General features: G+C 70.5%; 18 protein-coding genes and 1 pseudogene. 10 read left to right on the plus strand and 9 right to left on the minus strand.

All coding sequences use genetic code 11. The features are described from left to right. The first annotated feature begins 164 nt into the window (after positions 1 to 164). From HDA39_RS21660 to HDA39_RS21700, 9 genes are all read left to right on the plus strand, one after another. Positions 165 to 2,729 (plus strand): TIGR03773 family transporter-associated surface protein, encoded by a 2,565-nt coding sequence (locus tag HDA39_RS21660; RefSeq protein WP_337925839.1) that lies wholly within the window; start codon positions 165 to 167, stop codon positions 2,727 to 2,729. A 134-nt stretch (positions 2,730 to 2,863) separates the two neighbouring features. Further along, positions 2,864 to 4,393, plus strand: a complete 1,530-nt coding sequence (locus HDA39_RS21665; RefSeq protein ID WP_337925840.1) for an anchored repeat ABC transporter, substrate-binding protein — start codon at positions 2,864 to 2,866, stop codon at positions 4,391 to 4,393. Continuing rightward, positions 4,372 to 5,370 (plus strand): TIGR03773 family transporter-associated surface protein, encoded by a 999-nt coding sequence (locus tag HDA39_RS21670; RefSeq protein WP_337925841.1) that lies wholly within the window; start codon positions 4,372 to 4,374, stop codon positions 5,368 to 5,370. The genes HDA39_RS21665 and HDA39_RS21670 overlap by 22 nt, the downstream gene beginning before the upstream one ends. Then, entirely contained in the window at positions 5,367 to 6,122 is a 756-nt protein-coding gene (locus tag HDA39_RS21675; RefSeq protein WP_184797791.1) for an anchored repeat-type ABC transporter ATP-binding subunit, read from the plus strand. Before HDA39_RS21670 ends, HDA39_RS21675 begins: the two co-directional genes overlap by 4 nt. Next, positions 6,119 to 6,985, plus strand: a complete 867-nt coding sequence (locus tag HDA39_RS21680) for an anchored repeat-type ABC transporter permease subunit (RefSeq protein WP_184797793.1) — start codon at positions 6,119 to 6,121, stop codon at positions 6,983 to 6,985. The genes HDA39_RS21675 and HDA39_RS21680 overlap by 4 nt, the downstream gene beginning before the upstream one ends. A gap of 10 nt (positions 6,986 to 6,995) precedes the next feature. After that, complete coding sequence (locus HDA39_RS21685) at positions 6,996 to 7,643, plus strand: choice-of-anchor M domain-containing protein (protein ID WP_184797795.1); 648 nt, start codon at positions 6,996 to 6,998, stop codon at positions 7,641 to 7,643. After that, positions 7,640 to 8,308, plus strand: a complete 669-nt coding sequence (locus HDA39_RS21690; RefSeq protein WP_337925842.1) for a choice-of-anchor M domain-containing protein — start codon at positions 7,640 to 7,642, stop codon at positions 8,306 to 8,308. Before HDA39_RS21685 ends, HDA39_RS21690 begins: the two co-directional genes overlap by 4 nt. Positions 8,309 to 8,371: 63 nt before the next feature. Beyond that, positions 8,372 to 9,238, plus strand: a complete 867-nt coding sequence (locus HDA39_RS21695; protein WP_184797797.1) for a cobalamin-binding protein — start codon at positions 8,372 to 8,374, stop codon at positions 9,236 to 9,238. 10 nt (positions 9,239 to 9,248) lie between these two features. After that, the gene (locus HDA39_RS21700; RefSeq protein WP_184797799.1) at positions 9,249 to 9,878 is read left to right on the plus strand and encodes a hypothetical protein; all 630 of its coding nucleotides are present in this window, start codon (positions 9,249 to 9,251) and stop codon (positions 9,876 to 9,878) included. Here HDA39_RS21700 and HDA39_RS21705 read toward each other — a convergent pair. From HDA39_RS21705 to HDA39_RS21720, 5 genes and pseudogenes are all read right to left on the minus strand, one after another. Beyond that, on the minus strand, positions 9,863 to 10,627 hold the full coding sequence (locus HDA39_RS21705) for a DUF1932 domain-containing protein (protein ID WP_184797801.1): 765 nt from the start codon (positions 10,625 to 10,627) through the stop codon (positions 9,863 to 9,865). The genes HDA39_RS21700 and HDA39_RS21705 overlap by 16 nt on opposite strands. A 23-nt stretch (positions 10,628 to 10,650) precedes the next feature. After that, positions 10,651 to 11,076 carry a LuxR C-terminal-related transcriptional regulator gene (locus tag HDA39_RS21710; protein ID WP_460658488.1) on the minus strand — a complete coding sequence of 142 codons (426 nt, stop codon included), beginning with the start codon at positions 11,074 to 11,076 and terminating at the stop codon, positions 10,651 to 10,653. 61 nt (positions 11,077 to 11,137) lie between these two features. Continuing rightward, positions 11,138 to 11,293: pseudogene (locus tag HDA39_RS44230) on the minus strand (helix-turn-helix domain-containing protein); the annotation flags it as partial. After that, positions 11,281 to 11,577, minus strand: a complete 297-nt coding sequence (locus HDA39_RS21715) for a sensor histidine kinase (RefSeq protein WP_184797804.1) — start codon at positions 11,575 to 11,577, stop codon at positions 11,281 to 11,283. The gene HDA39_RS21715 and the pseudogene HDA39_RS44230, both read right to left, overlap by 13 nt. Then, the gene (locus HDA39_RS21720) at positions 11,550 to 13,226 is read right to left on the minus strand and encodes a histidine kinase (RefSeq protein WP_184797806.1); all 1,677 of its coding nucleotides are present in this window, start codon (positions 13,224 to 13,226) and stop codon (positions 11,550 to 11,552) included. The genes HDA39_RS21715 and HDA39_RS21720 overlap by 28 nt, the downstream gene beginning before the upstream one ends. A 142-nt stretch (positions 13,227 to 13,368) precedes the next feature. Between HDA39_RS21720 and HDA39_RS21725 the strand changes: the two genes are divergently transcribed. After that, on the plus strand, positions 13,369 to 14,043 hold the full coding sequence (locus HDA39_RS21725; RefSeq protein ID WP_184797808.1) for a hypothetical protein: 675 nt from the start codon (positions 13,369 to 13,371) through the stop codon (positions 14,041 to 14,043). A gap of 66 nt (positions 14,044 to 14,109) precedes the next feature. Here HDA39_RS21725 and HDA39_RS21730 read toward each other — a convergent pair whose 3' ends face one another. From HDA39_RS21730 to HDA39_RS21745, 4 genes are all read right to left on the minus strand, one after another. Further along, positions 14,110 to 15,090: a ribose-phosphate diphosphokinase gene (locus HDA39_RS21730; RefSeq protein ID WP_184797810.1), complete on the minus strand. Its 981-nt coding sequence runs from the start codon at positions 15,088 to 15,090 to the stop codon at positions 14,110 to 14,112. A 15-nt stretch (positions 15,091 to 15,105) separates the two neighbouring features. Continuing rightward, a complete protein-coding gene (gene glmU / locus HDA39_RS21735) occupies positions 15,106 to 16,677 on the minus strand; it encodes a bifunctional UDP-N-acetylglucosamine diphosphorylase/glucosamine-1-phosphate N-acetyltransferase GlmU (RefSeq protein ID WP_184797812.1) in 1,572 nt (523 codons plus the stop codon). A gap of 85 nt (positions 16,678 to 16,762) precedes the next feature. Then, positions 16,763 to 18,070 carry a hypothetical protein gene (locus tag HDA39_RS21740; protein WP_184797814.1) on the minus strand — a complete coding sequence of 436 codons (1,308 nt, stop codon included), beginning with the start codon at positions 18,068 to 18,070 and terminating at the stop codon, positions 16,763 to 16,765. Between the two features lie 369 nt (positions 18,071 to 18,439). Next, entirely contained in the window at positions 18,440 to 19,117 is a 678-nt protein-coding gene (locus HDA39_RS21745; RefSeq protein ID WP_337925843.1) for a response regulator transcription factor, read from the minus strand. Between the last annotated feature and the right edge of the window lie 21 nt (positions 19,118 to 19,138).

A 19,138-nucleotide genomic window follows, 5' to 3' on the forward strand; every position in this document is an offset into this window, starting at 1 on the left:
TCGGGGGGCGTCCCTCGCCGAGGCAACCAAAACAGTCTACCCACCACCCGCCCAGACGAGAAATCCGGGGCCCCGGTCGACCGTGACGACTTTTCGGCGTGCTCCGGCGGGGAACCGTCCAGGTCTAATGAAAATGATTGTCGATTCAGTTAGAGTCCCGCCTCGTGACCGCCACTCACCTGTTCCGCCGCCTGGTTCCGGCTGCCGGACTCGCCCTCCTGACCTGCCTGATCCTGCTGATCCCCCGGTCCGCCGGGGCCGTCGACGCCCCGCCCGAAGTGCTGCGCGCCGTGCACACCGACGTCCTGCACACGACGTACGACGGTTCCGCGCTGCGGCTGAACTCCCGGATCGGCAACGCCCCGGACTACCGGGAGGCCGATCCGGCCGGTGTGGTGTTCAACCTCGAGGACCGCGGCTCGGCACGGGTCGAACTGCCCGACCTCCCCGAGTTCGCCTTCCTCGGCGCACCGGGGCAGACCGTGTGGATCGCGCCGGAATCGCAGGATCCCGAACTGCTCTGGCCGGGCTGGAGCACCGAAAGCATCGCCCCCGGAACGCTGCGGGACGACGTGGTCGACCTCACGCTGGTCGGCGCGCAGGGGCCGGGGGCGGTCGAGGTGTTCTTCAACTGGGAGGGCAGTGGGCCGGTCCGCCGGCAGTTCAGCTCCACCGATCCGGCGTACCGGACGGTGCGCCAGCCGGTCGGGCGGCACGTGCACGCCAACTGGGCCTTCACCGCGCTCGGGACCTACCGGTTGACCTTCGAGGCGAGCGCGACCACTCCGGACGGACAGCCGGTCACGTCGGGGCCGATCGTCTACACCTTCGTCGTGGGCGAGTACGTCGAACCACCGCCGACGCCGACTCCGAGTCCCAGCCCGACACCGAGTCCGACGCCGAGCCCCAGCCCGACTCCGACCCCTACACCGTCGCCGTCGCCGTCGCCGAGCCCTACACCGTCGCCGTCGCCGAGCCCGACGCCGACGCCGTCTCCGAGCCCGACTGTCACGCCGCCGACGACCGGTCCGACCACTCCGCCGTCGTGCATCCGGCGCGTCCTGTCCGCCGGGCACGTCGACGTCGCCGCCCGCACCGTGGGCGACCGCTTGCGATTCCAGATCAAGGACGGCACCGAGGGCGGTGCGGTCTGGCGCGATCCCGGGACGCTGGCCTTCCAGGTCAAGTCCTCCGCCGACGAGCAGGTGCCCGCGAACGCGGCGTACCGATTCCTCGGCGCACCGAGCGCGACCGTCTGGCAGATCCCGCAGACCCAGGCCGGCGATCTGCTGTGGGCCGGCTGGAACACCGAGTCCGTGGACTACGGCAAGCTGTCCGGCCCGGTGCGGTGGTCCCTGGACGCGGTTCGAGGACCGGGGAAGGTCGCGGTCTACCAGTTCGACCAGTTCGGTGCTCCGTTGATCTCCTACGACAGCAGCCGGAAACTCCCGCAGACCGTGTCCCTGGCCGCTCCGACCCACGCCCACGGCAATTGGGCCTTCACCCAGCGCGGCCTGTATCGGCTGACCTTCTCGTACGCCGCGACGACCAAGACCGGTACGACGCTCAAGGACACCGCCACGCTGGCAGTCGTCGTCGGCGAGGACCTCGCTGCCTTGTGTCCGGGCGCCCCGACCCCGACAGCGTCCCCGAGCGCGTCGCAGTCGCCCACGTTCCCGCCGTCGAACGATCCCGGCGCCGGCCCGACGGACGGTGGCACGCGGCCGACCGATGGATCCGGTCAGTCCGGCGGCTCCGGCGAGTCGGGCGGGTCAGCCGGGTCGGGTAGCGGAGGCTCCGGCAACAATTCCGGCAGCGGCCAGCAACTACGGCCCTGTGTCACCACCCCGGGACCAGCGGGAGCGGCATCGTCGTCCGGTGCCGGTTCGGGTGGCAAGCAGCCGACCCGACCTGGCGGTTCGGGGTCGACGGGCAGCCAGGTGGCGTTGACCACGGGCCACGCGGACTACGCCGTCCGGATCGAGAACGGGCGACTGACCTCACGGGTCAAGGACGGCACCCGCACCGGCAGCCTGGTGTGGCGCGAACCGAACCAGGTCACGGTGCGGCTCGGCACGGCCGCGGAGACGACGGCCCCGGGCGGCGCGTTCGGCTTCCTCGGGAAGGCCGGGGCCAAGCTGTGGCAGATCCCCCAGACACAGAAGGACGGCGTCGTCTGGCTGGGCTGGAACACCGAGGAGCTGGCCGCCAACCAGGTCACCGGCGCCGTCGACTGGCGCCTCGACCGGGTCTCCGGGCCCGGCAAGGTCTCGGTCTTCGAGTTCGACTCGTTCGGTCAGCCCAAGGTCGTCTTCGACAGCTCGAACGGATTACCCGACACCACCAAGGTCCCACTCGGAACCCATGCCCACGGCAACTGGGCCTTCACGGCGCCCGGGACCTACCGGGTCACCTTCACCCACAGCGCGACGCTCACCAACGGTACGAAGGTGACCGACACGGCCGACCTGACCTTCGAGGTCGGCACCTCCGCCGCCGGAGGTGCCCCCGCCGTGGGCCCTGTCCCGGCCGGTGACCGGCAGGCGAGCACCGCCACCGCGACCGATCGGCAGGTGAGCAAGGGCGGGACAGCTCCCGCGGTCGCCGATTGCAAGCTCGCCACGACCGGCGGCTCGGTGGGGATCACCTGGATCGTGGCCGGCGCGCTGCTGCTCGTCCTCGGCACGGTCGTGCTCGTCGCCGGCCGCTCGCGAAAGGCCAGGTCCTGATGACGAACCCTCGATCACGACCCTGGAGAAGCGCCAGGAGCCTCACCCCGTGGGGCCGGACCGCACCGACGAACGTCTCGCCGTCCTCTCGATGGTCCGGCCGGGCCTTCCCGGCTCCGGCGGCCCGCCGCGTCGTGGCTTCAGTTGCGGCCCTCGGGTTGCTGGCCGGCTGCTCCGGTGCGGCCGGGGCGGACGGTGACAAGCTGACCGTCGTCTCCACCACCGAGATCCTCGCCGATCTCGTCCAGCACGTCGGCGGCGACCTGGTGACCACCTCGTCCCTGGTCCCGGCCGGCGGCGACCCGCACTCCTACGAGCCGACTCCGGCCGACGCCAAGCGGGTCGCACGAGCGGACGTGACCTTCACCAACCATCTGCTGCTGGAACCCCAGTCGCTGATCAAGACCATCGACGCGAACGCCCCGGAGGGCAGCCCGAACGTCTCGCTCGCCGAGGCCGCCGAGTCGTACGGCGCGCACGTCATCCCCTTGGTGGAGAACATCGGCCTGGACGTGCTCTGGCTGGGCCTGAGAGTCCGCGGCACCGGCAAGGCCCGCGGCGCGACCCGAACGTCGTCGGTCCAGTTGCGGGCGACCGAGGTCGAAGGTCCCGGCCGGCTGATCGCCTATCTGACCGAGTCCCTGGGACAGCCCGACCGGTACTTTGACTCCTCCGACGGTGTCGGCCCGGACGACGTGACGACCCTTCCACCCGCCGCGCACACCCACCTGAACTGGGCGTTCACCAAGCCGGGGATCTACCGCCTCACGCTGGCGGCCGGCCTCGAGGTCGGCGACGGCAAACCGGTCCAGCAGCTCGGCAGTGGCACGTTCACCTTCGCCGTCGGCGTCGAGTCGCGGGGCGTGGCCCCGGCGGCCGGCGGCCCGGCCACGGTGCTGGACGACGGTCACACCGACCTGACCGTCGATCTGGACAGCGGACGGCTGCTGGCGTTCTCCGACGTACGGAAGGTCGGCGACGCCCAGGCCGACGTGCCCGCCGGCCAGGTCGTCATCGACGTACCGAACAAAGCGCTGGTGAGCGTGCCGGACGATCCGAGGTTCAGCTTTCTCGGGAAGCCCGGCGGTCAGGTCCATCAACTGCCGCAAGCGGTGCTCGGCAAGCACGTCCACGGCGAGATCGACCCGCACCTGTGGGAGGACGTGGCCAACGCCAAGGCCTACGTGCAGCTGATCCGCGACACCCTGATCTCCGCCGACCGCGGCAACGAGCAGACCTATCGCGACAACGCTGCGACCTACCTCCGAGAGCTCGACGAGCTGGACGAGTACGTCCGCGCCGAGGTCGCCTCGATCCCCGCCGACCGGCGCCAGCTGATCACCACCCACGACGCCTTCGGCTACCTCGCCGACGCCTACGGGATGACCGTGGCCGGCTTCGTCGTCCCCAACCCCGCCCAGGAGCCCAGCGTGGACCAGGTCCGCAAACTGTCCGAGACGATCCGCAACCTCGAGGTCCCGGCGGTCTTCGTCGAGCCGAACCTGGCCCAGCGCGCCTCGGTGCTGACCCAGGTCGCCAAGGACCAGAACGTCGCGGTCTGCCTGCTCTACGGCGACTCCTTCGACGACAACGCCCGCTCGTACGTCGCGATGATGCGCCACAACGCCGAGGAGCTGAAGCGGTGCCTGGGTGGGACCCGATGATCCGGCGCGCTGCCGACGGAGCCACTCGCGGCCACCGGCGTCCTGGTCCGGTCCTTCGCTCGTTGGCCTCCGCGCTCACCGTCGTACCGCTCCTGGCCGGCTCCGTCCTGGTCACCGCGCCGGCTTCGGCCCAGGAGAGCTCACCCGCAGGATCCGGTACGGCGGCCGCCGACGGCCGGGTGATCTCGGCCGGCCACGTCGATCTCGGTCCGAGGTTCGTCGACGGCCGGTGGACCGTCCAGTTGCGCGACGACACTGTGGACCCGGCTGTCTGGCGGCCGCTCGACCAGGTCGTCCTGCAGGCACCGGCCGCCGCACAGGTCACCGTGCCCACCGATCCGGCGTACTCGTTCCTCGGGAAGCCGCAACAGAAGGTCTGGGTGATCCCGCAGGTCCAGCGCGACGGCGTGGTCTGGCCGGGCTGGAACACGCAGGACCCGGAGATCGAGCAGCGCGTCGACCGTGAGGTCACCTGGTCGCTGGAAGGAGTCCGCGGGCCCGGCGCGTTCACGTTGTTCCTCAACTCCGACTTCGGTCAGCCCACCACCGTCTTCGACAGCCGCAAACCGCTCCCGCAGGCCAGCGGCATCGACGTCGGCACGCATGTGCACGGCAACTGGACCTTCGACACCGCGGGGCTGTACCAGCTCGACGTCGCGATGACCGCCCGGCTCAAGGACGGCAGTGAGGTCACCGATCGCCGGACACTTCGCCTGTACGCCGGGGACGCGGCTCCAGCCACGATCCTCGCCCAGGTGGCCGAGGCTCCGTCACCCCAGGCTCCCGGTACCGCGGGCCAGGAGAACTCGAGCGGCCAGGGCAATGACATTGCTGCTAGCAACGATCGCGCGGCGAACTCCAGCTCTTCGAACGGTTCCTCGGTGCTACCCGTCGTACTGGCCACGGGAGCGGCCGCGATCTTCCTGGCCGGCTTGGCCTTCCTGCTCCTGCGCCGTCGCCACCGGACCACCGCATGACCGGCGACGAGGTGTTGTCGCTGCAGGGTGTCTCGGTCGAGCTCGGCGGCCGGCTCGTCCTGCGCGACGTGGACCTCCAGGTCACGAAGTCCGAGCAGGTCGGCCTGATCGGCCCGAACGGTGCCGGCAAGACCACGCTGTTGCGCGCCGTCCTCAACCTCCTCCCCACCTCCACCGGCACCATCGACATCAACAACAGAACCCCAGCCCAGGCCCGCGGCACCATCGGTTACGTCCCTCAGCGCCACGACTTCGTCTGGGACTTCCCCGTCGACGTCCGCACCGCGGTGACCACCGGCCGCACCCACCTCACCGGCTGGCTCCGCCGCCCCACCCGGACCGACCAGGAAGCCACCCAGCAAGCCTTGGAACGAGTGGACCTGGCCGACCTGCACCGCCGCCCGATCGGTGAACTCTCCGGCGGCCAACGCCAACGCGTCCTCGTCGCCCGCGCCCTCGCCGTACGCCCAGAACTGCTCCTCCTCGACGAACCGTTCACCGGCCTCGACGTCCCCACCCAAGAAGCCCTCACCCACCTCTTCCGCCGGCTGACCAAAGAGGGCACGGCCATCCTCATGACCACCCACGACCTCCCCGCCGCGGCCGACACCTGCGACCGTCTCTGCCTGCTCAACCGCACGGTCGTCGCCGAAGGCCCACCCGACCAGCTCCGCGACCCCGCCATCTGGCTCGAAGCGTTCGGCGTCACGAGATCCGACCAACTCCTGCACAGCCTCGGAGTCGACCGATGATCGAGTTCTTCACCGAGCCCTGGCAGCACGTCTTCATGCAGCGCGCGTTCCTCGTCGTCCTGATGTCCGGCCTGGTCTGCGGCGTGATCGGCAGCCACGTCGCCCTCCGCGGCATGGCCTTCATCGGCGACGCGGTGGCGCACGCGGTCTTCCCCGGCATCGCGATCGCGTTCGCCCTGCACACCAGCCTGGTCGTCGGCGGCATCGTCGCCGGCCTGGTGACGGCCCTCGCCGTCGCCGTCTTCTCCCAGAACCGCCGCCTCAAGGAGGACACCGTGATCGGCGTCTTCTTCGCAGCTGCCTTCGGCCTAGGCATCGTGGTGATGAGCACAGCACCGGGGTACGGCGGTTCGCTCGAGTCGTTCCTGTTCGGCTCGGTCCTCGGCATCAGCAGCGGCGACGTGGTCACCGTCGGAGTCGCCGGCGCGATCCTCCTGCTGATCACCGGCGGTCTCCACAAGGAGCTCGTCACCGTCGGCCTCGACCGCGAGACCGCGCGCGCGGCCGGTCTGCCGATCTTCTGGCTCGACATGGCCCTGTACGCGATGGTCACCGTCGCGATCGTCATCTCGATCCAGGCCGTCGGCAACATTCTCGTGCTCGCCCTGCTGGTCACCCCGGCCGCCTGTGCCCGGCTGCTGACCGACCGGATCGGCGTGATGATGCTGATCGCGCCGCTGATCGGCGCCGGGTCCGGCCTCGCCGGGCTCTACCTGTCCTACGCGTTCAACCTCGCCGCCGGCGGGTTGATCGTGCTCACGGCCACCGCCGTGTTCGTGGCCTGCTGGGTGTTCGCGCCCCGGCACGGCCTGCTCAGCCACCGTCGCCACAGCGCGACGGCCGTGGTTTCCGTCCACCCCTGAAAGGAAGTTCATGCGCACTTCGTACCGTGTGGCACTGCCCGCCGTGGCAGTCCTCGCGTTCACCGGCCTGGCGGTCCCCGCCCAGGCCGCACCCTGCATCGTGCTCGACCAGGGCCATGTCGACGTGATCGGCATCGCCTTCGAGGACGGCGCGTTCGACCTCCATGTCCACGACGAGGAGAACGACGTCGAGTACTCCCCTGCCGACGTCCAGCTGGTCGCCAAGCCCGGCTCGGAGACCACGGTCCCGGCCGACCCGGCTTTCGGCTTCCTCGGTACGCCGGGTGCGGCGGTCTGGGTGCTGCCGCAGGTGCAGGATCCGGAGCTGCTGTGGCCGGGCATCGGCGTCGAGGAGATCGAGGCCGGAGTCTTCGCCTCCGACTCGGTCAAGCTCGACGTCGTCGGCGTGAGCGGACCGGCCGCCGTCAGCATCTACACCACCGATGCCTTCGGCGCGCCGACCGTCCTGGTCGACAGCGGGAACGGCCTCCCGGACCGGATCAACACCACCGCCGGGGATCACCTGCACGCCAACTGGGCGTTCGAGGCGCCCGGGACGTACAAGGTCAAGGTCCGGGCCAGCGGCAAGCTCGCCGCGACGGGGCAGAACGTCAGCTCGCCGATCACCACCTACGTCTTCAAGGTGGTGGCCCAGTGACCAGCACGCTGACCAGGAAGCGCTCCCTCAAGGCTCGGCTGGTGACTGGCGCGGCCGCGGCCGCGGTGGTGTCGCTGGTCTCCATCGCCCCCGCCCACGCGGCAGTGACCATTTCGCAGGGACACGTTGACGCGGTCGACGTCGATTGGACCGGTTCGGCGCTGACGCTGGATCTCCGGGACAGCACCGTCAGCCCGGCCGTCGACCGCAACCCGGCCGACGTGGTGCTCAACGCGGTCTCGGCGAGCAAGACGACCGTGCCGTCGAACTCGGCGTACTCGTTCCTGGGCACGGCCGGCGCGCCGGTCTGGATCCTGCCGCAGACTCAGAACAGCAACCTGGTCTGGCCCGGGTTCAGCACCGAGGGCGTACCTTCAGGCGCGCTGCAGAACAACTCGGTCACCGTCCGGCTGGTCTCGGCCTCCGGGCCTGCCGATGTCAGCGTGTTCACGACCAACTCCTTCGGCACGCCGACGGTTTGGTACGACAGCGGCAACGGCCTGCCCGACAACCGGTCGTTCCCCGTCAACACCCACGCCCACGCCAACTGGGCCTTCGAAGCCGCCGGCACCTACACCCTCGTCTTCGAGGGCACCGCCACGACCGCCGCCGGAGCCTCCGTCACGACCGGTCAGAAGACCTACACCTTCACCGTCCAGCCCTGATGCTCCTGCTTCCGTCTCCCGCGCTGCAGAGTGGGAGACGGAAGCAGGCCTTAGGGTCGAACCATGAGAATCGTCTCGCTGCTCCCGTCGGCGACCGAGATCTGCTTCGCACTGGGCGCAGGGGACGAGGTCCACGGCGTCACCTTCGAGTGCGACTACCCCGCGGCCGCCCGCGAGCGGCGAATCGTCTCCACCACCAACCTTCCGGCCGGCCTCACACCGGCCGAGATCGACGCCGCCGTCCGCGAGCGGGCGGCAGCCGGCGAAGACCTCTACAAGCTCGACCGAGACGCCCTCCGCACGATCGACCCCGACCTGGTCATCACCCAGGACCTCTGCGCCGTCTGCGCCATCGACGTCGACGACGTGGAAGAAGCGCTGTCCTACCTGGGCTGCCAGGCCAAGGTCGTCACCACCGACCCCCACGACCTCACCGAGGTCCTGGAATCCATCGCACAGATCGCCCAAGCCATCGGCCGCCCGTCCGAGCCGCTGATCGAAAACCTCAGACACAGATTGTCTGGGGTGGAGAAACAACCTCGGACAGAACAGAAAATGCTGGTTCTGGAGTGGACCGATCCGCCGTTCGCTCCTGGGCACTGGATTCCGGAGATGGTGGAAGTGGCCGGCGGTGTCAGCGTGCTGGGGTCCGCTGGGCTGCGATCCGGGCGGACGACCTGGCCGGCTGTTGCCGCGGCTCGGCCTGAGGTTGTGGTGGTCGCGCCGTGTGGATTCGGGCTCGACGACTCGGCGCGCCTGGGCAAGGACCTGATCGACCAAGGACTGCTGCCCGACGTACCGGTCTGGGCCGTCGACGCGAACGGCTACTTCGCGCGTCCCGGTCCTCGCCTGGTGGACGGCGTGGAGGCACTCGCCGGGATCCTTCGCAGTACAGCGGTCGACCCCCAGGTGGCCCGGCAGATCCGTTAGTTTCGTCTGCGTGCTGATCACCCTGCTGGTTCTTGCCGCCGCCCTGGCCGCGCTCGCCGTCTGGGCGAGGACCAAGCGTCAGCGCTTCTTCACCGCACGCACCCAGGCCGCCCAGCACAACGGCTGGACCCCAGCACCGATGGACCCAGCCCTCGAAGGCGTCGCGAACCGCATCCTCACTTCCGGCACCAACACCCGCCTGATCACGGGCCAGTACGCCGGCTACGCGTTCCGCGCCTTCGACCACTCCCACGCGACCACCAGAACCAGTACGGCGACCAAGCTGCACGTGGTCGCCGTACAGCTCCCCGTCGTCCTCCCGTCGATCGCCGTCACCACCGACGACCCGATCGCCCGCACCCTCCGCGTCCCCGACCAGCAACTCGAGTCCGGCACCTTCAACGAGACCTTCGCCGTCGAGTCGCCCAACCAGCGCTACGCCTCCGCCGTCGTCCACCCGCAGCTCATGGAGTGGATGCTCCAGCACCCTCACCTGCAGTGGTGGATCGACGGCCCGTACCTCGTCACCTGGGGTCTCCACTGGTGGACCGTCGACACCGTGACGGCGGCCCTCGACGACCTGACGGCCGTCGCGCAGCAGATCCCGCCGTTCGTCCTGGCCGACTACCGGCTCAGCTGAGTCCACACCTCGCGCAACGCCCGCGCCGCGTCGCCTTCCAGACCGGCCGCGTCCATCGTCTCCGCCAGTTCGTCGAACTCCGGGCCCCACCGCCAAGCCACCGCCCGCAGCTGCTCCGGCAATCCCGGATCCTTCAGCGATCCGCCATCGGCCCGCGTGTGCTGCGCCGTCAGCGCCTCGGTCACGCCGTGCTCGGCCGCCAGCTGGAACGCCAGCACGGCCAACGCCGCTTTCCCCTTGTTGTACAGCGCGTACGACGACTTGGCCGCACTCGCCGCCCCGGGCTCGGCCCCGACCACCATCGGCGTCACCGACGTACCGGCCCACAAACCCGCCGCCTGCTCGGCCGCTGCGCCCGAGAGCATCAAGTGCGTCGGACTCGGACCGCCGGTCGGCGGCGGGCCGATCACTCCGCCGTCCACGAAGGTTGCCTTGGGCAATGCTTCGCGCGTCCGCTGCAGGGAGTTCGGCGACAGCGGGTTCGCCTCGACGTAGATCCCCGCGAAGCCCGACCGACCCACCTCCTCGGCGATCGCCACCGCGCCCTGCGGCGCGCACGAGCACAGCACCACCTCGGCCCCACCCACCGCTTCGTCGTACGACGAACCGATCAGCCCCGCCGCCTCGGCGCGCGCGACCGACGCCGTACTGCGTCCTTCCGGCACCCAGTGCACCTCGTGCCCCGCCGCCACCAACTGCGCGGCGAGCTGCGACCCCATGGCTCCCGGATGGAAAACAGCGACCCGCATCTGCGGCGTCCTCTCTCGAGTGGCTAGTGATCCCCAAGATAGGCGAGTACGGCGAGCACCCGGCGGTGCTGCTCGTCGTTGACCAGGAGCCCGAGCTTGCCGAGGATGCTGCCGATGTGGGTCTCCACGGTCCGCTCGGTCAGCCAGAGCCGCCGGCTGATCCCCACGTTCGTGCACCCCTCGGCCATCAGCGCGAGCACCTCCCGCTCACGCGCCGTCAACGCCGCCAGCCGATCCTCGGCCCGCGACCGCCCGATCAGGCTCTCCACCACCTCCGGGTCCAGCGCCGATCCACCCGCCGCCACCCGCTCGAGCGCGTCGAGAAACTCGTCGACCGCCAGCACCCGGTCCTTCAGCAGATACCCGAACCGCCCGCCGCTCACCAACTCGGTCGAGTGCCGCGTCTCCACATGCTGCGACAGCAACACGATCGCCAGCTCCGGATACAACCCCCCGCAACCTCTTCGCAGCCCGAGCACCGTCATCGGTCAACTCCGGCGGCATCCGCACATCGACAATCACCAACTCCGGCGCCGTCTCCCCCACCACCGTCACCAACGACACCGCATCCCCCGCCAGCCCCACGATCTCGTGCCCCGCATCCCCCAGCAACCGAGCCAACCCCGCCCGAAACAACGCGGAGTCCTCCCCAATCACAATCCGCACGGCAGGACCACCTCTATCGCTGTGCCGGCGCCGGCTGGGCTGTGCATCGTGAGCGAACCGCCAAGCGCCACCACTCGGTCGGTCAGGCCGGTCAGGCCTGAGCCAGGGCGGGCTTGTGCTCCGCCGCAGCCGTCGTCCTCGACGCGGATGCGGACGGCCTCCGGCGACCGCGTCACCTGGACGCCGATTCTCGTCGCCTGCGCGTACTTCGCCGCGTTCACCACCGCCTCGGCCGCCACGAAGTACGCCGTCGTGATCAGCTGCTCCGGCAGCTCATCCCCCACCACCTGCAAGCGCACCGGAATCGGCAGGTTCCGCGTGATCGCCGCCAGCGCGGCCGGCAACCCGTCGTCCAAGCTCGTCGGCCGCAACCCGTGCGCGATCTGCCGCAGCTCCGCCACCGCCGTAGCCAGCTCGGCAACCCCTGGTCGAGCACACCGTCCACGTCGACCGTCCCATCGGCCAGATGCCGCTGGGCCAACCGCAAACTCATCCCCAGCGAGACCAACCGCTGCTGAGCCCCGTCATGCAGATCCCGCTCAAGCCGACGCCGCTCCGCATCCCCAGCCTGGACAAGCCGAGCCCGACTGGCCTCAACCTCCCGCAAAGCCCCCGCGAGCTCCGCCCGCAACCGCGTGACCTCCACCAAACTCGCCGCCGCATCCGCAACCACCCGCAGTACGGCGGAACCGTTCCCCGCAAGAACCCCGATCTGCACCCCACCCAGCATCACCGGCACCACCTCACCACCCACCGGCTCCCCCGCCGCATCAACAAACCCCGCCGCCCCAGGCACCAGATACCCCACCCGCAACTCCGGATCCCGCAAAGCCTGCCGCAGCACGGCTTCCAGCTCCTCAGGACTCCCCTCACCAGCGTGGATCCGATGCTGCAACTCGTCGATCGCCGCCAACGCAGCCCGCCGCGGCGGGTACAACCGCCGGTCGACAACCCGCCGCAACCACGACCGCAGCGGCGCCAGCACCAACGCACACACGGCTGTCGCCGTCGCTGCGGCCACCGCCGACCCGCGCCCGACCACCAGCCCGAGAGCAAGAGCCGACACCGCGTACGTCGCCAGCAACGCCACCAGCACGATCGCGTACGTGACCGCATCGGCCACCGCCCGATCCACGTCGTACAGGTCGTGCTGCAACACCGCCACGGCAACGGCCGTCGGCAAGCTGACCAACGCCAGTACGCCGGTCACGGTCGCGACCGTCCCCGACTCGCCCGTCACCACGATCTCCGCCAGGCAGACGAACGGGTAGCAGACCGCGACCACCCCCGCGATCGCCAGCCACTTCACCTGCGCCCGCGGCCGCCCGGTCGACCGCCGGAACCGCACCACCACGGACGCCGCCGCGACCAGCACCAACCCCAGGAAGACGCCGAACACGACTTCGCTGAGCACCCGAAGCCCCAGCGGCAACGGAGCGTACGGCCGCGCCCACCCCTCCAAAGGCGCCAAGAACGGCGCGGTCGCGAACGCCCCGAACACCTGCTGCGCGGCACCGAGCAGCACCAACCCCAACGGCACGACCCGCCAACGCGGGCTGACCAGCCGGCCCTCCGGGAAGTAGAGCAACAGCAGCGCGACCACGACGAACAACCACCAGCCGCTCTCCTCCAGCCACGCGACCACCCGCCGGTCCAGCGGGACGACACCCACCGCGGCCGCGTCGTAGTACACCTCCCGACCGGCTAGGTACGCGACCAGCGCACCGACCAGCGTGAGCATCGCCCCGACCACGTTCCGAGGCTCCCGCCGAGCCACCAGCAACCCGAGCACCGCAAGCCCGCCCGCAACCGCGGCCAGCCCGGCGAAGGCCCCACCGGACAGATCAGCCGCGAGCAGCAGCCAGCCACCGCCCACCAGCATCGTCGCCACGAGCAGGGAGGTGCCGACTGCGAGCCCCCACGGCCACCGCATGACGTCACTGTAAGTCGCGGAAGCCGGGTGCGGCTCCGAGTCAGCACGGAGATCCGTTCCCGTGCCAGCCCCGATCCGTCGACCCAGCCCTGGCGGCTTCGCTGAAGGAGTCAGATTTCCCCGTGGCTCCGGGAGGCCCACGATGTCCACCTCGACGATCAGAACCCAGCTCGGCAGCGACCCGATCACCCGGCGCCGCGTCGGAATCGTCTCGCTCGCGCTGACCGTGACCTCGCTGACCGCCGTACCGGGCGGTCTGCTGTGGCCGGAGCCGTCCGGCGGCGGCGAGACCTACACGTACGCCGACATCCAGCCGCTGCGCGACCGCTGGTGGGGACTGCTCGTGTTCCTCAGCGCCGCGTTGGTGCTCAACGTCCCGGCCCAGGCGTTCGCCACCAGCCTGCTGGTACGACGTCGCGGCGCCGCCTGGGCCACGACCGGCGGCGTACTGATGTGGATCGGCACAGCCCTGTACGCCGTGGGCGGCGCCGGCTGGGCCGCGGCGTACTACTTCGCGACGGCGCCAGGGGTCGACCCGACAGCCGGCGCCTCGGTCATCGACCGGATGGCCGAGGACTCGCTGCACCTGTTCGGGCCGATGATCGCCGGCGCGCTGCTGGTCGCGGTCGGCACGCTCGTCCAGACGGTCGGGCTGTGGCGCTCGCACGCCGTACCGCGCTGGGTCCCGCTAGGCGCCGCGACGATCGCGCTCACGTTCCTGGTCCCCGGCAACGGCGTGATCGGCCTGGTCACCGCGCTACCGATGACCGCCGCGGCCATCGGCATCGCGTACTACGCCTGGCGGGCCGTCCGATGATGTGGGCCCCGTGGCCGTTCCTGTTCTGGCCGGCGCACTGGGACCGCGGCGGACGGCTCGACCAGATCAGGCCCTGCCCTCGAACAGGCTGGTCACCGATCCGTCCTCGAACACCTCGCGGATCGCGCGGCTGATCAGCGGGGCGATCGACAGCTCGGTGAGCTTGTCGAACTTGCGGTCCTCCGAGATCGGCAGCGTGTTGGTGACGATCACCTCGCTGGCCTGGCAGTTCTTCAGCCGGTCCACCGCCGGACCGGACAGGATCGCGTGGGTGGCCGCGATCACCACGCCGGCAGCGCCGTCGGCGTACAGGGCGTCGGCGGCCTTGGTGATCGTGCCCGCGGTGTCGATCATGTCGTCGACCAGGATGCAGACCCGGCCGGCCACCTCACCGACGACCCGGTTGGCGACGGTCTCGTTCGGCCGGTCGATGTCGCGGGTCTTGTGGATGAAGGCCAGCGGCGCGTTGTTCAGCCGGGCCGACCACTGCTCGGCGACCTTGATCCGGCCGGCGTCCGGCGAGACCACGGCGAGCTGCTGGTCGCCGTACTTGTCCCGTACGTAGTCGGACAGGATCGGCAGCGCCATCAGGTGGTCGACCGGTCCGTCGAAGAAGCCCTGGATCTGCGAGGTGTGCAGGTCGACGCAGATCAGCCGGTTCGCGCCGGCGGTCTTGAACAGGTCGGCCATCAGCCGGGCCGAGATCGGCTCCCGGCCGCGGTGCTTCTTGTCCTGCCGGGCGTAGCCGTAGAACGGCAGCACCACGGTGATCCGCTTGGCCGACGCCCGCTTCAGCGCGTCGACCATGATCAGCTGCTCCATGATCCACTCGTTGATCGGCGAGGTGTGGCTCTGGATCACGAACGCGTCGCTGCCCCGGACCGACTCCTCGAACCGGACGTAGATCTCGCCGTTGGCGAAGTCGTACGCCGAGGTCGGCACCAGGCCGGAGCCGAGCTGCTCGGACACCTCTTCGGCCAGACCGGGATGGGCCCGGCCGGAGAAGACCATCAGGTTCTTCTCGGTGGTTCGCTTCATCCCGCTCATCGCCACTGCCTCCCGTTACGCCTTCTCGCCAGTGTCGCCTGAGGCACCGTCGGCCGACCGCACCTCGGCGCTGCGCGCTCCCGGATCTCCCGGAGCCGCCGTCTGCTCGCCGGATCCACCGGCCGCCGGCGCGGTCGCCGGGGACTCCGCGGACGGCGTACCGGCCAGCGCGTCCTCGGCTGCCTTCGCCGTCTTCGTCCCGGCCCGCCTGCGCGCGACCCAGCCCTTGATGTTGCGCTGCCGCCCGCGGGCGACCGCGATCTCGCCGGGGCCGACCGGCTGGTCGATCGCGGACCCGGCCGCGATGTACGCGCCGTCGGCGATGTCGACCGGCGCGACCAGCACCGAGTTGCTGCCGAGGAAGGAGTAGCGCCCGACGGTGGTGCGGTGCTTGTGCACACCGTCGTAGTTGGCGAAGATCGTGCCGGCGCCGATGTTCGCGCCCTCACCGATCGTCGCGTCCCCGGCGTACGACAGGTGCGGGACCTTCGCGCCGTCGGCGATCGTCGTGTTCTTGGTCTCGACGAAGGTGCCGATCTTGCCCTTCACGCCGAGCGACGTCCCGGGCCGCAGGTACGCGAACGGACCGACCGAGGCGCCCGCGCCGATCCGCGCGCCGGACCCGTGCGTCCGGATGATCGAGGCGCCCTCACCGACCTGTACGTCGGTCAGTGTGGTGTCCGGGCCGATCACGGCCCCGCTGGCCACCGTGGTCGCGCCGTGGAGCTGCGTGTTCGGCAGCAGGGTGACGTCCTGGTCCAGCTCGACGGTCCCGTCGACCCACGTCGTACTCGGGTCGACGATCGTGACGCCGGAGCGCATCAGGGTGTCGAGGGTGCGCCGGTTCAGCTCGGCGCGCAGCGTGGCCAGCTGGACGCGGTCGTTCACGCCCTCGGTCTGCATCGCGTCCTCGATCACCCAGGCACCGACCCGCTTGCCGTCGCCGCGAGCGATGGCCAGGACATCGGTCAGGTACAGCTCGCCCTGCGCGTTGTCCGTGGTCAGCCGGCTCAGCCCGTCGCGCAGCGTGGCCGCGTCGAAGGCGTAGATCCCGGCGTTGATCTCGTCGATCTGGCGCTGCTCGGGGGTGGCGTCCTTGTGCTCGACGATGCCCGCGACCGTGCCGTCGGGACCCGGCAGGATCCGGCCGTACCCGGTCGGGTCGGGCACGCGCGCGGTGAGCACCGTCACAGCGTTGCCCTGCTTGTCGTGCTCGCTGATCAGCTCCAGGAGCGTCTCGGCAGCCAGCAGCGGGACGTCGCCGGAGATGACCACGACCGTCCCGTCGAAGTCGGCCGGTACGGCGGTCAGGCCGGCCCGGACGGCGTCGCCGGTCCCGAGCTGCTGCTCCTGGACGGCGGTCCGGACGCCGGCGTCGACCTCGGTCAGGTGCGCCTCGACCTGCTCACGGCCGGTGCCGACCACGACGACGAGATGCTCGGGCGCGAGTGCACGCGCGGTGACGACCGCGTGCCCGACGAGGCTGCGCCCGCCGAGCTCGTGCAGGACCTTGGGGGTCGCGGATTTCATCCGGGTCCCCTGACCGGCGGCCATCACGATGACCGTCGCAGGACGGTGGGAAGTCACGCGGTCTTCTCCTCGGGTTCCCTACGAGTTCTGGGCGAGTTCGTGCGTGACGCCCGGAACCGAGCGCCCGCGCAAGCGTACTTCCTCACTGTGCGAGGGTTCGCAGCGCATCCACAAGCTTCTGCTCGGTGTAGCCGGTGTACTCGACCATCAACCGCTCCTGGGCCGGCCGGTTGTAGCCCCGGCGGGCGACCTGCTGGTAGAAGTCGGTGACCGCCCGGAGGCCGACCAGCTTGACCAGCTGCTCGACCGCCAGCCAGCTGATTCCGTCACTGTCCGTAGCGTCGTACTCGTCGTCGGCCGGGAGCCGGGACAGGTCGCCGAGGGCCTGGCGCCGGATGTCGTCGCGGGCCGCCGCGACCTGCTTGCCGCGACCGGTCGCGGTCAGCTGCAGGCTCTCGGCGTACTGGGCCATGCCCTCGGCGAGCCAGCGCGGAGCCTCCTCGCCGAGCCGGACCGGGAGCAGGTGCATCAGCGCGTGGCTCAGCTGGGCCGAGTCGAACCGCTCCTGCGCCTCAGGCCGTACGACGATCCAGCCGCCGACCGGGCGGCCGTCCTCCGCGGGGCTCGGGATCGGCTGGACCCTGGCCGGCTCGTCGCCGGGCAGCGTCGCGGGGAGATCGGTCAGTACGCCCGGCTCGCGCATCGCGACGACCATCGGGACGATCTGCAGGTAGCCCTTCCACAGGGCGCGGACCTTGCGAGCCATCAGCACCGTCTCGTCGGCCTGGCGTTCGGCGTACGCGAGCCGGCCCCGGTCGACCACGACCAGCACGTTGCGCCGCTTCACCACGTCGATCGGCCCGTAGTCCCACGGCTGCCTGCCGGACCCGATCGCCCGGTCCAGGTCGTTGTCGTCCACGAGGAACAGGCGGCCGTCGCGAACGGTGTAGGTGTACCCGACGTCCGTCGCCGCCTCGGCGAGGCGGCTGCCGGAGATCTGGTACCGCATGCTGACCCGGAAGGTGCCGGTCGCCAGGCCGTACCGGCGTACGGCCTCGTAGTTGGTCCAGACCTCGGCGCGGCGATAGGTCGCCGACATCCCCAGCGCCCGCATGTTCTCGAACACCTGCCGCTGCTCGGCCCGCAACTCCGGCGCGACGTCCCTGAGGAACAGCGCCAGGTTCTTCTGCTTCACCGCGATCCCGCGCCGAGCCAGGACCGCATCCACCGCGGCCCCCAGCCGCGGGTCGACGTCACCGCTCGCACTCGGCCGCACCTGCTGCAGCGTCGCCCCACCCATCGCCTCAGCCGTCAGCGAAACCCCACGCCCCGCCGAAGGCACACCCGCCCACAGCCCGCCCCCGACCACCACCATCGCCACCACCACCGGCCACACCGCAGGCCCCTCGGCCACGACCCACCGCCGCACCGCCGCCCACAACCCCGGCATCCCAACCCTCTCCCAGCCTCAACCCCGCGCGCCCCCATGGTCGCCCAACCCAAGGCCAGCCACCAAGTTCACCCCTTCGGGGGGGGACCGGGGGCACGCCCGGGGAGGGCGTGACCAGGGGCGTGGCCCGGGGGGACTCCCCGGAGGCGTGACCCGGGGGCGCGACCCGGCGGGGTGCGACAAGGGAGCGTGCCCCGAGTGGGCGTAGCCCCGGGGGGTGACCGGGGTGGGCGTGACCCGGGGTGACCCGGGGGCGTGGCGGGGGCACCTAGACGATGCTGCCCCCTCAACAACTCTTTCCGGCCGCCGCCACCTAAGCCACAGCCGACCTCCCCGGCCGCATCCCCGCCCACCTCAGCGCCGTACAGATCACCCGTGCGCCTTCACCAACCCGGTCTCGTACCCGAGCACCACCAGCGCCACCCGATCCCGCAACCCCGTCTTCGCCAGGATCCGCCCGATGTGCGTCTTCACCGTCGCCTCCGACAACGTGAACAGCTTGGCGATCTCCTGGTTCGACAACCCCCGCGCGACCTCCACCAGCACCTCGCGCTCGCGAGCAGTCAGCTCAGCAAGATCAGGCACCTCGCGATCCTCATCCGGCAGCGCCCCCGCGAAGTGCTCCAGCAACCGCCGCGTAGTACTCGGCGACACCACCGCATCCCCCGAGTGCACCTGACGAATCGCCGACAACAAATCAGCCGGCGGCGTGTTCTTCAACAAAAACCCTGCCGCCCCCGCCTTGATCGCCGCAAACGCATACTCGTCCAGATCGAACGTCGTCAGCACGATCACCCTAGGTGCCGCAGGCAACGACTGCACCTGCCGCGTCGCCTCCACCCCGTCCAGCCGCGGCATCCGCACATCCATCAGTACGACGTCAGAAGCGGTGACCCGCAACTTCTCCAGCGCCTCACCCCCGTCGCCGGCCTGCCCCACCACCCGCATGTCGGGCTGCGAGTCCACCAGCATGGTGAATCCGGCCCGGACCAGCTCCTGATCGTCCACCAGGAAGACCCGGATCACGCCGTCGTCGGTCTCGCTCACGCTGCTGTTCCTCCAGCTCGG

The organism is Kribbella italica (genome assembly GCF_014205135.1).
Classification (GTDB): Bacteria; Actinomycetota; Actinomycetes; order Propionibacteriales; family Kribbellaceae; genus Kribbella; species Kribbella italica.

What these genes read in the sequence shown, in the direction of transcription:
- HDA39_RS21675 (WP_184797791.1), top strand. Translation starts at nt 5,367, where the DNA reads ATGACCGGCGACGAGGTGTTGTCGCTGCAGGGTGTCTCGGTCGAGCTC.
- HDA39_RS21680 (WP_184797793.1), top strand. Translation starts at nt 6,119, where the DNA reads ATGATCGAGTTCTTCACCGAGCCCTGGCAGCACGTCTTCATGCAGCGC.
- HDA39_RS21685 (WP_184797795.1), top strand. Translation starts at nt 6,996, where the DNA reads ATGCGCACTTCGTACCGTGTGGCACTGCCCGCCGTGGCAGTCCTCGCG.
- HDA39_RS21695 (WP_184797797.1), top strand. Translation starts at nt 8,372, where the DNA reads ATGAGAATCGTCTCGCTGCTCCCGTCGGCGACCGAGATCTGCTTCGCA.
- HDA39_RS21705 (WP_184797801.1), bottom strand. Translation starts at nt 10,627, where the DNA reads ATGCGGGTCGCTGTTTTCCATCCGGGAGCCATGGGGTCGCAGCTCGCC.
- HDA39_RS21720 (WP_184797806.1), bottom strand. Translation starts at nt 13,226, where the DNA reads ATGCGGTGGCCGTGGGGGCTCGCAGTCGGCACCTCCCTGCTCGTGGCG.
- HDA39_RS21725 (WP_184797808.1), top strand. Translation starts at nt 13,369, where the DNA reads ATGTCCACCTCGACGATCAGAACCCAGCTCGGCAGCGACCCGATCACC.
- HDA39_RS21730 (WP_184797810.1), bottom strand. Translation starts at nt 15,090, where the DNA reads ATGAGCGGGATGAAGCGAACCACCGAGAAGAACCTGATGGTCTTCTCC.
- HDA39_RS21740 (WP_184797814.1), bottom strand. Translation starts at nt 18,070, where the DNA reads ATGCCGGGGTTGTGGGCGGCGGTGCGGCGGTGGGTCGTGGCCGAGGGG.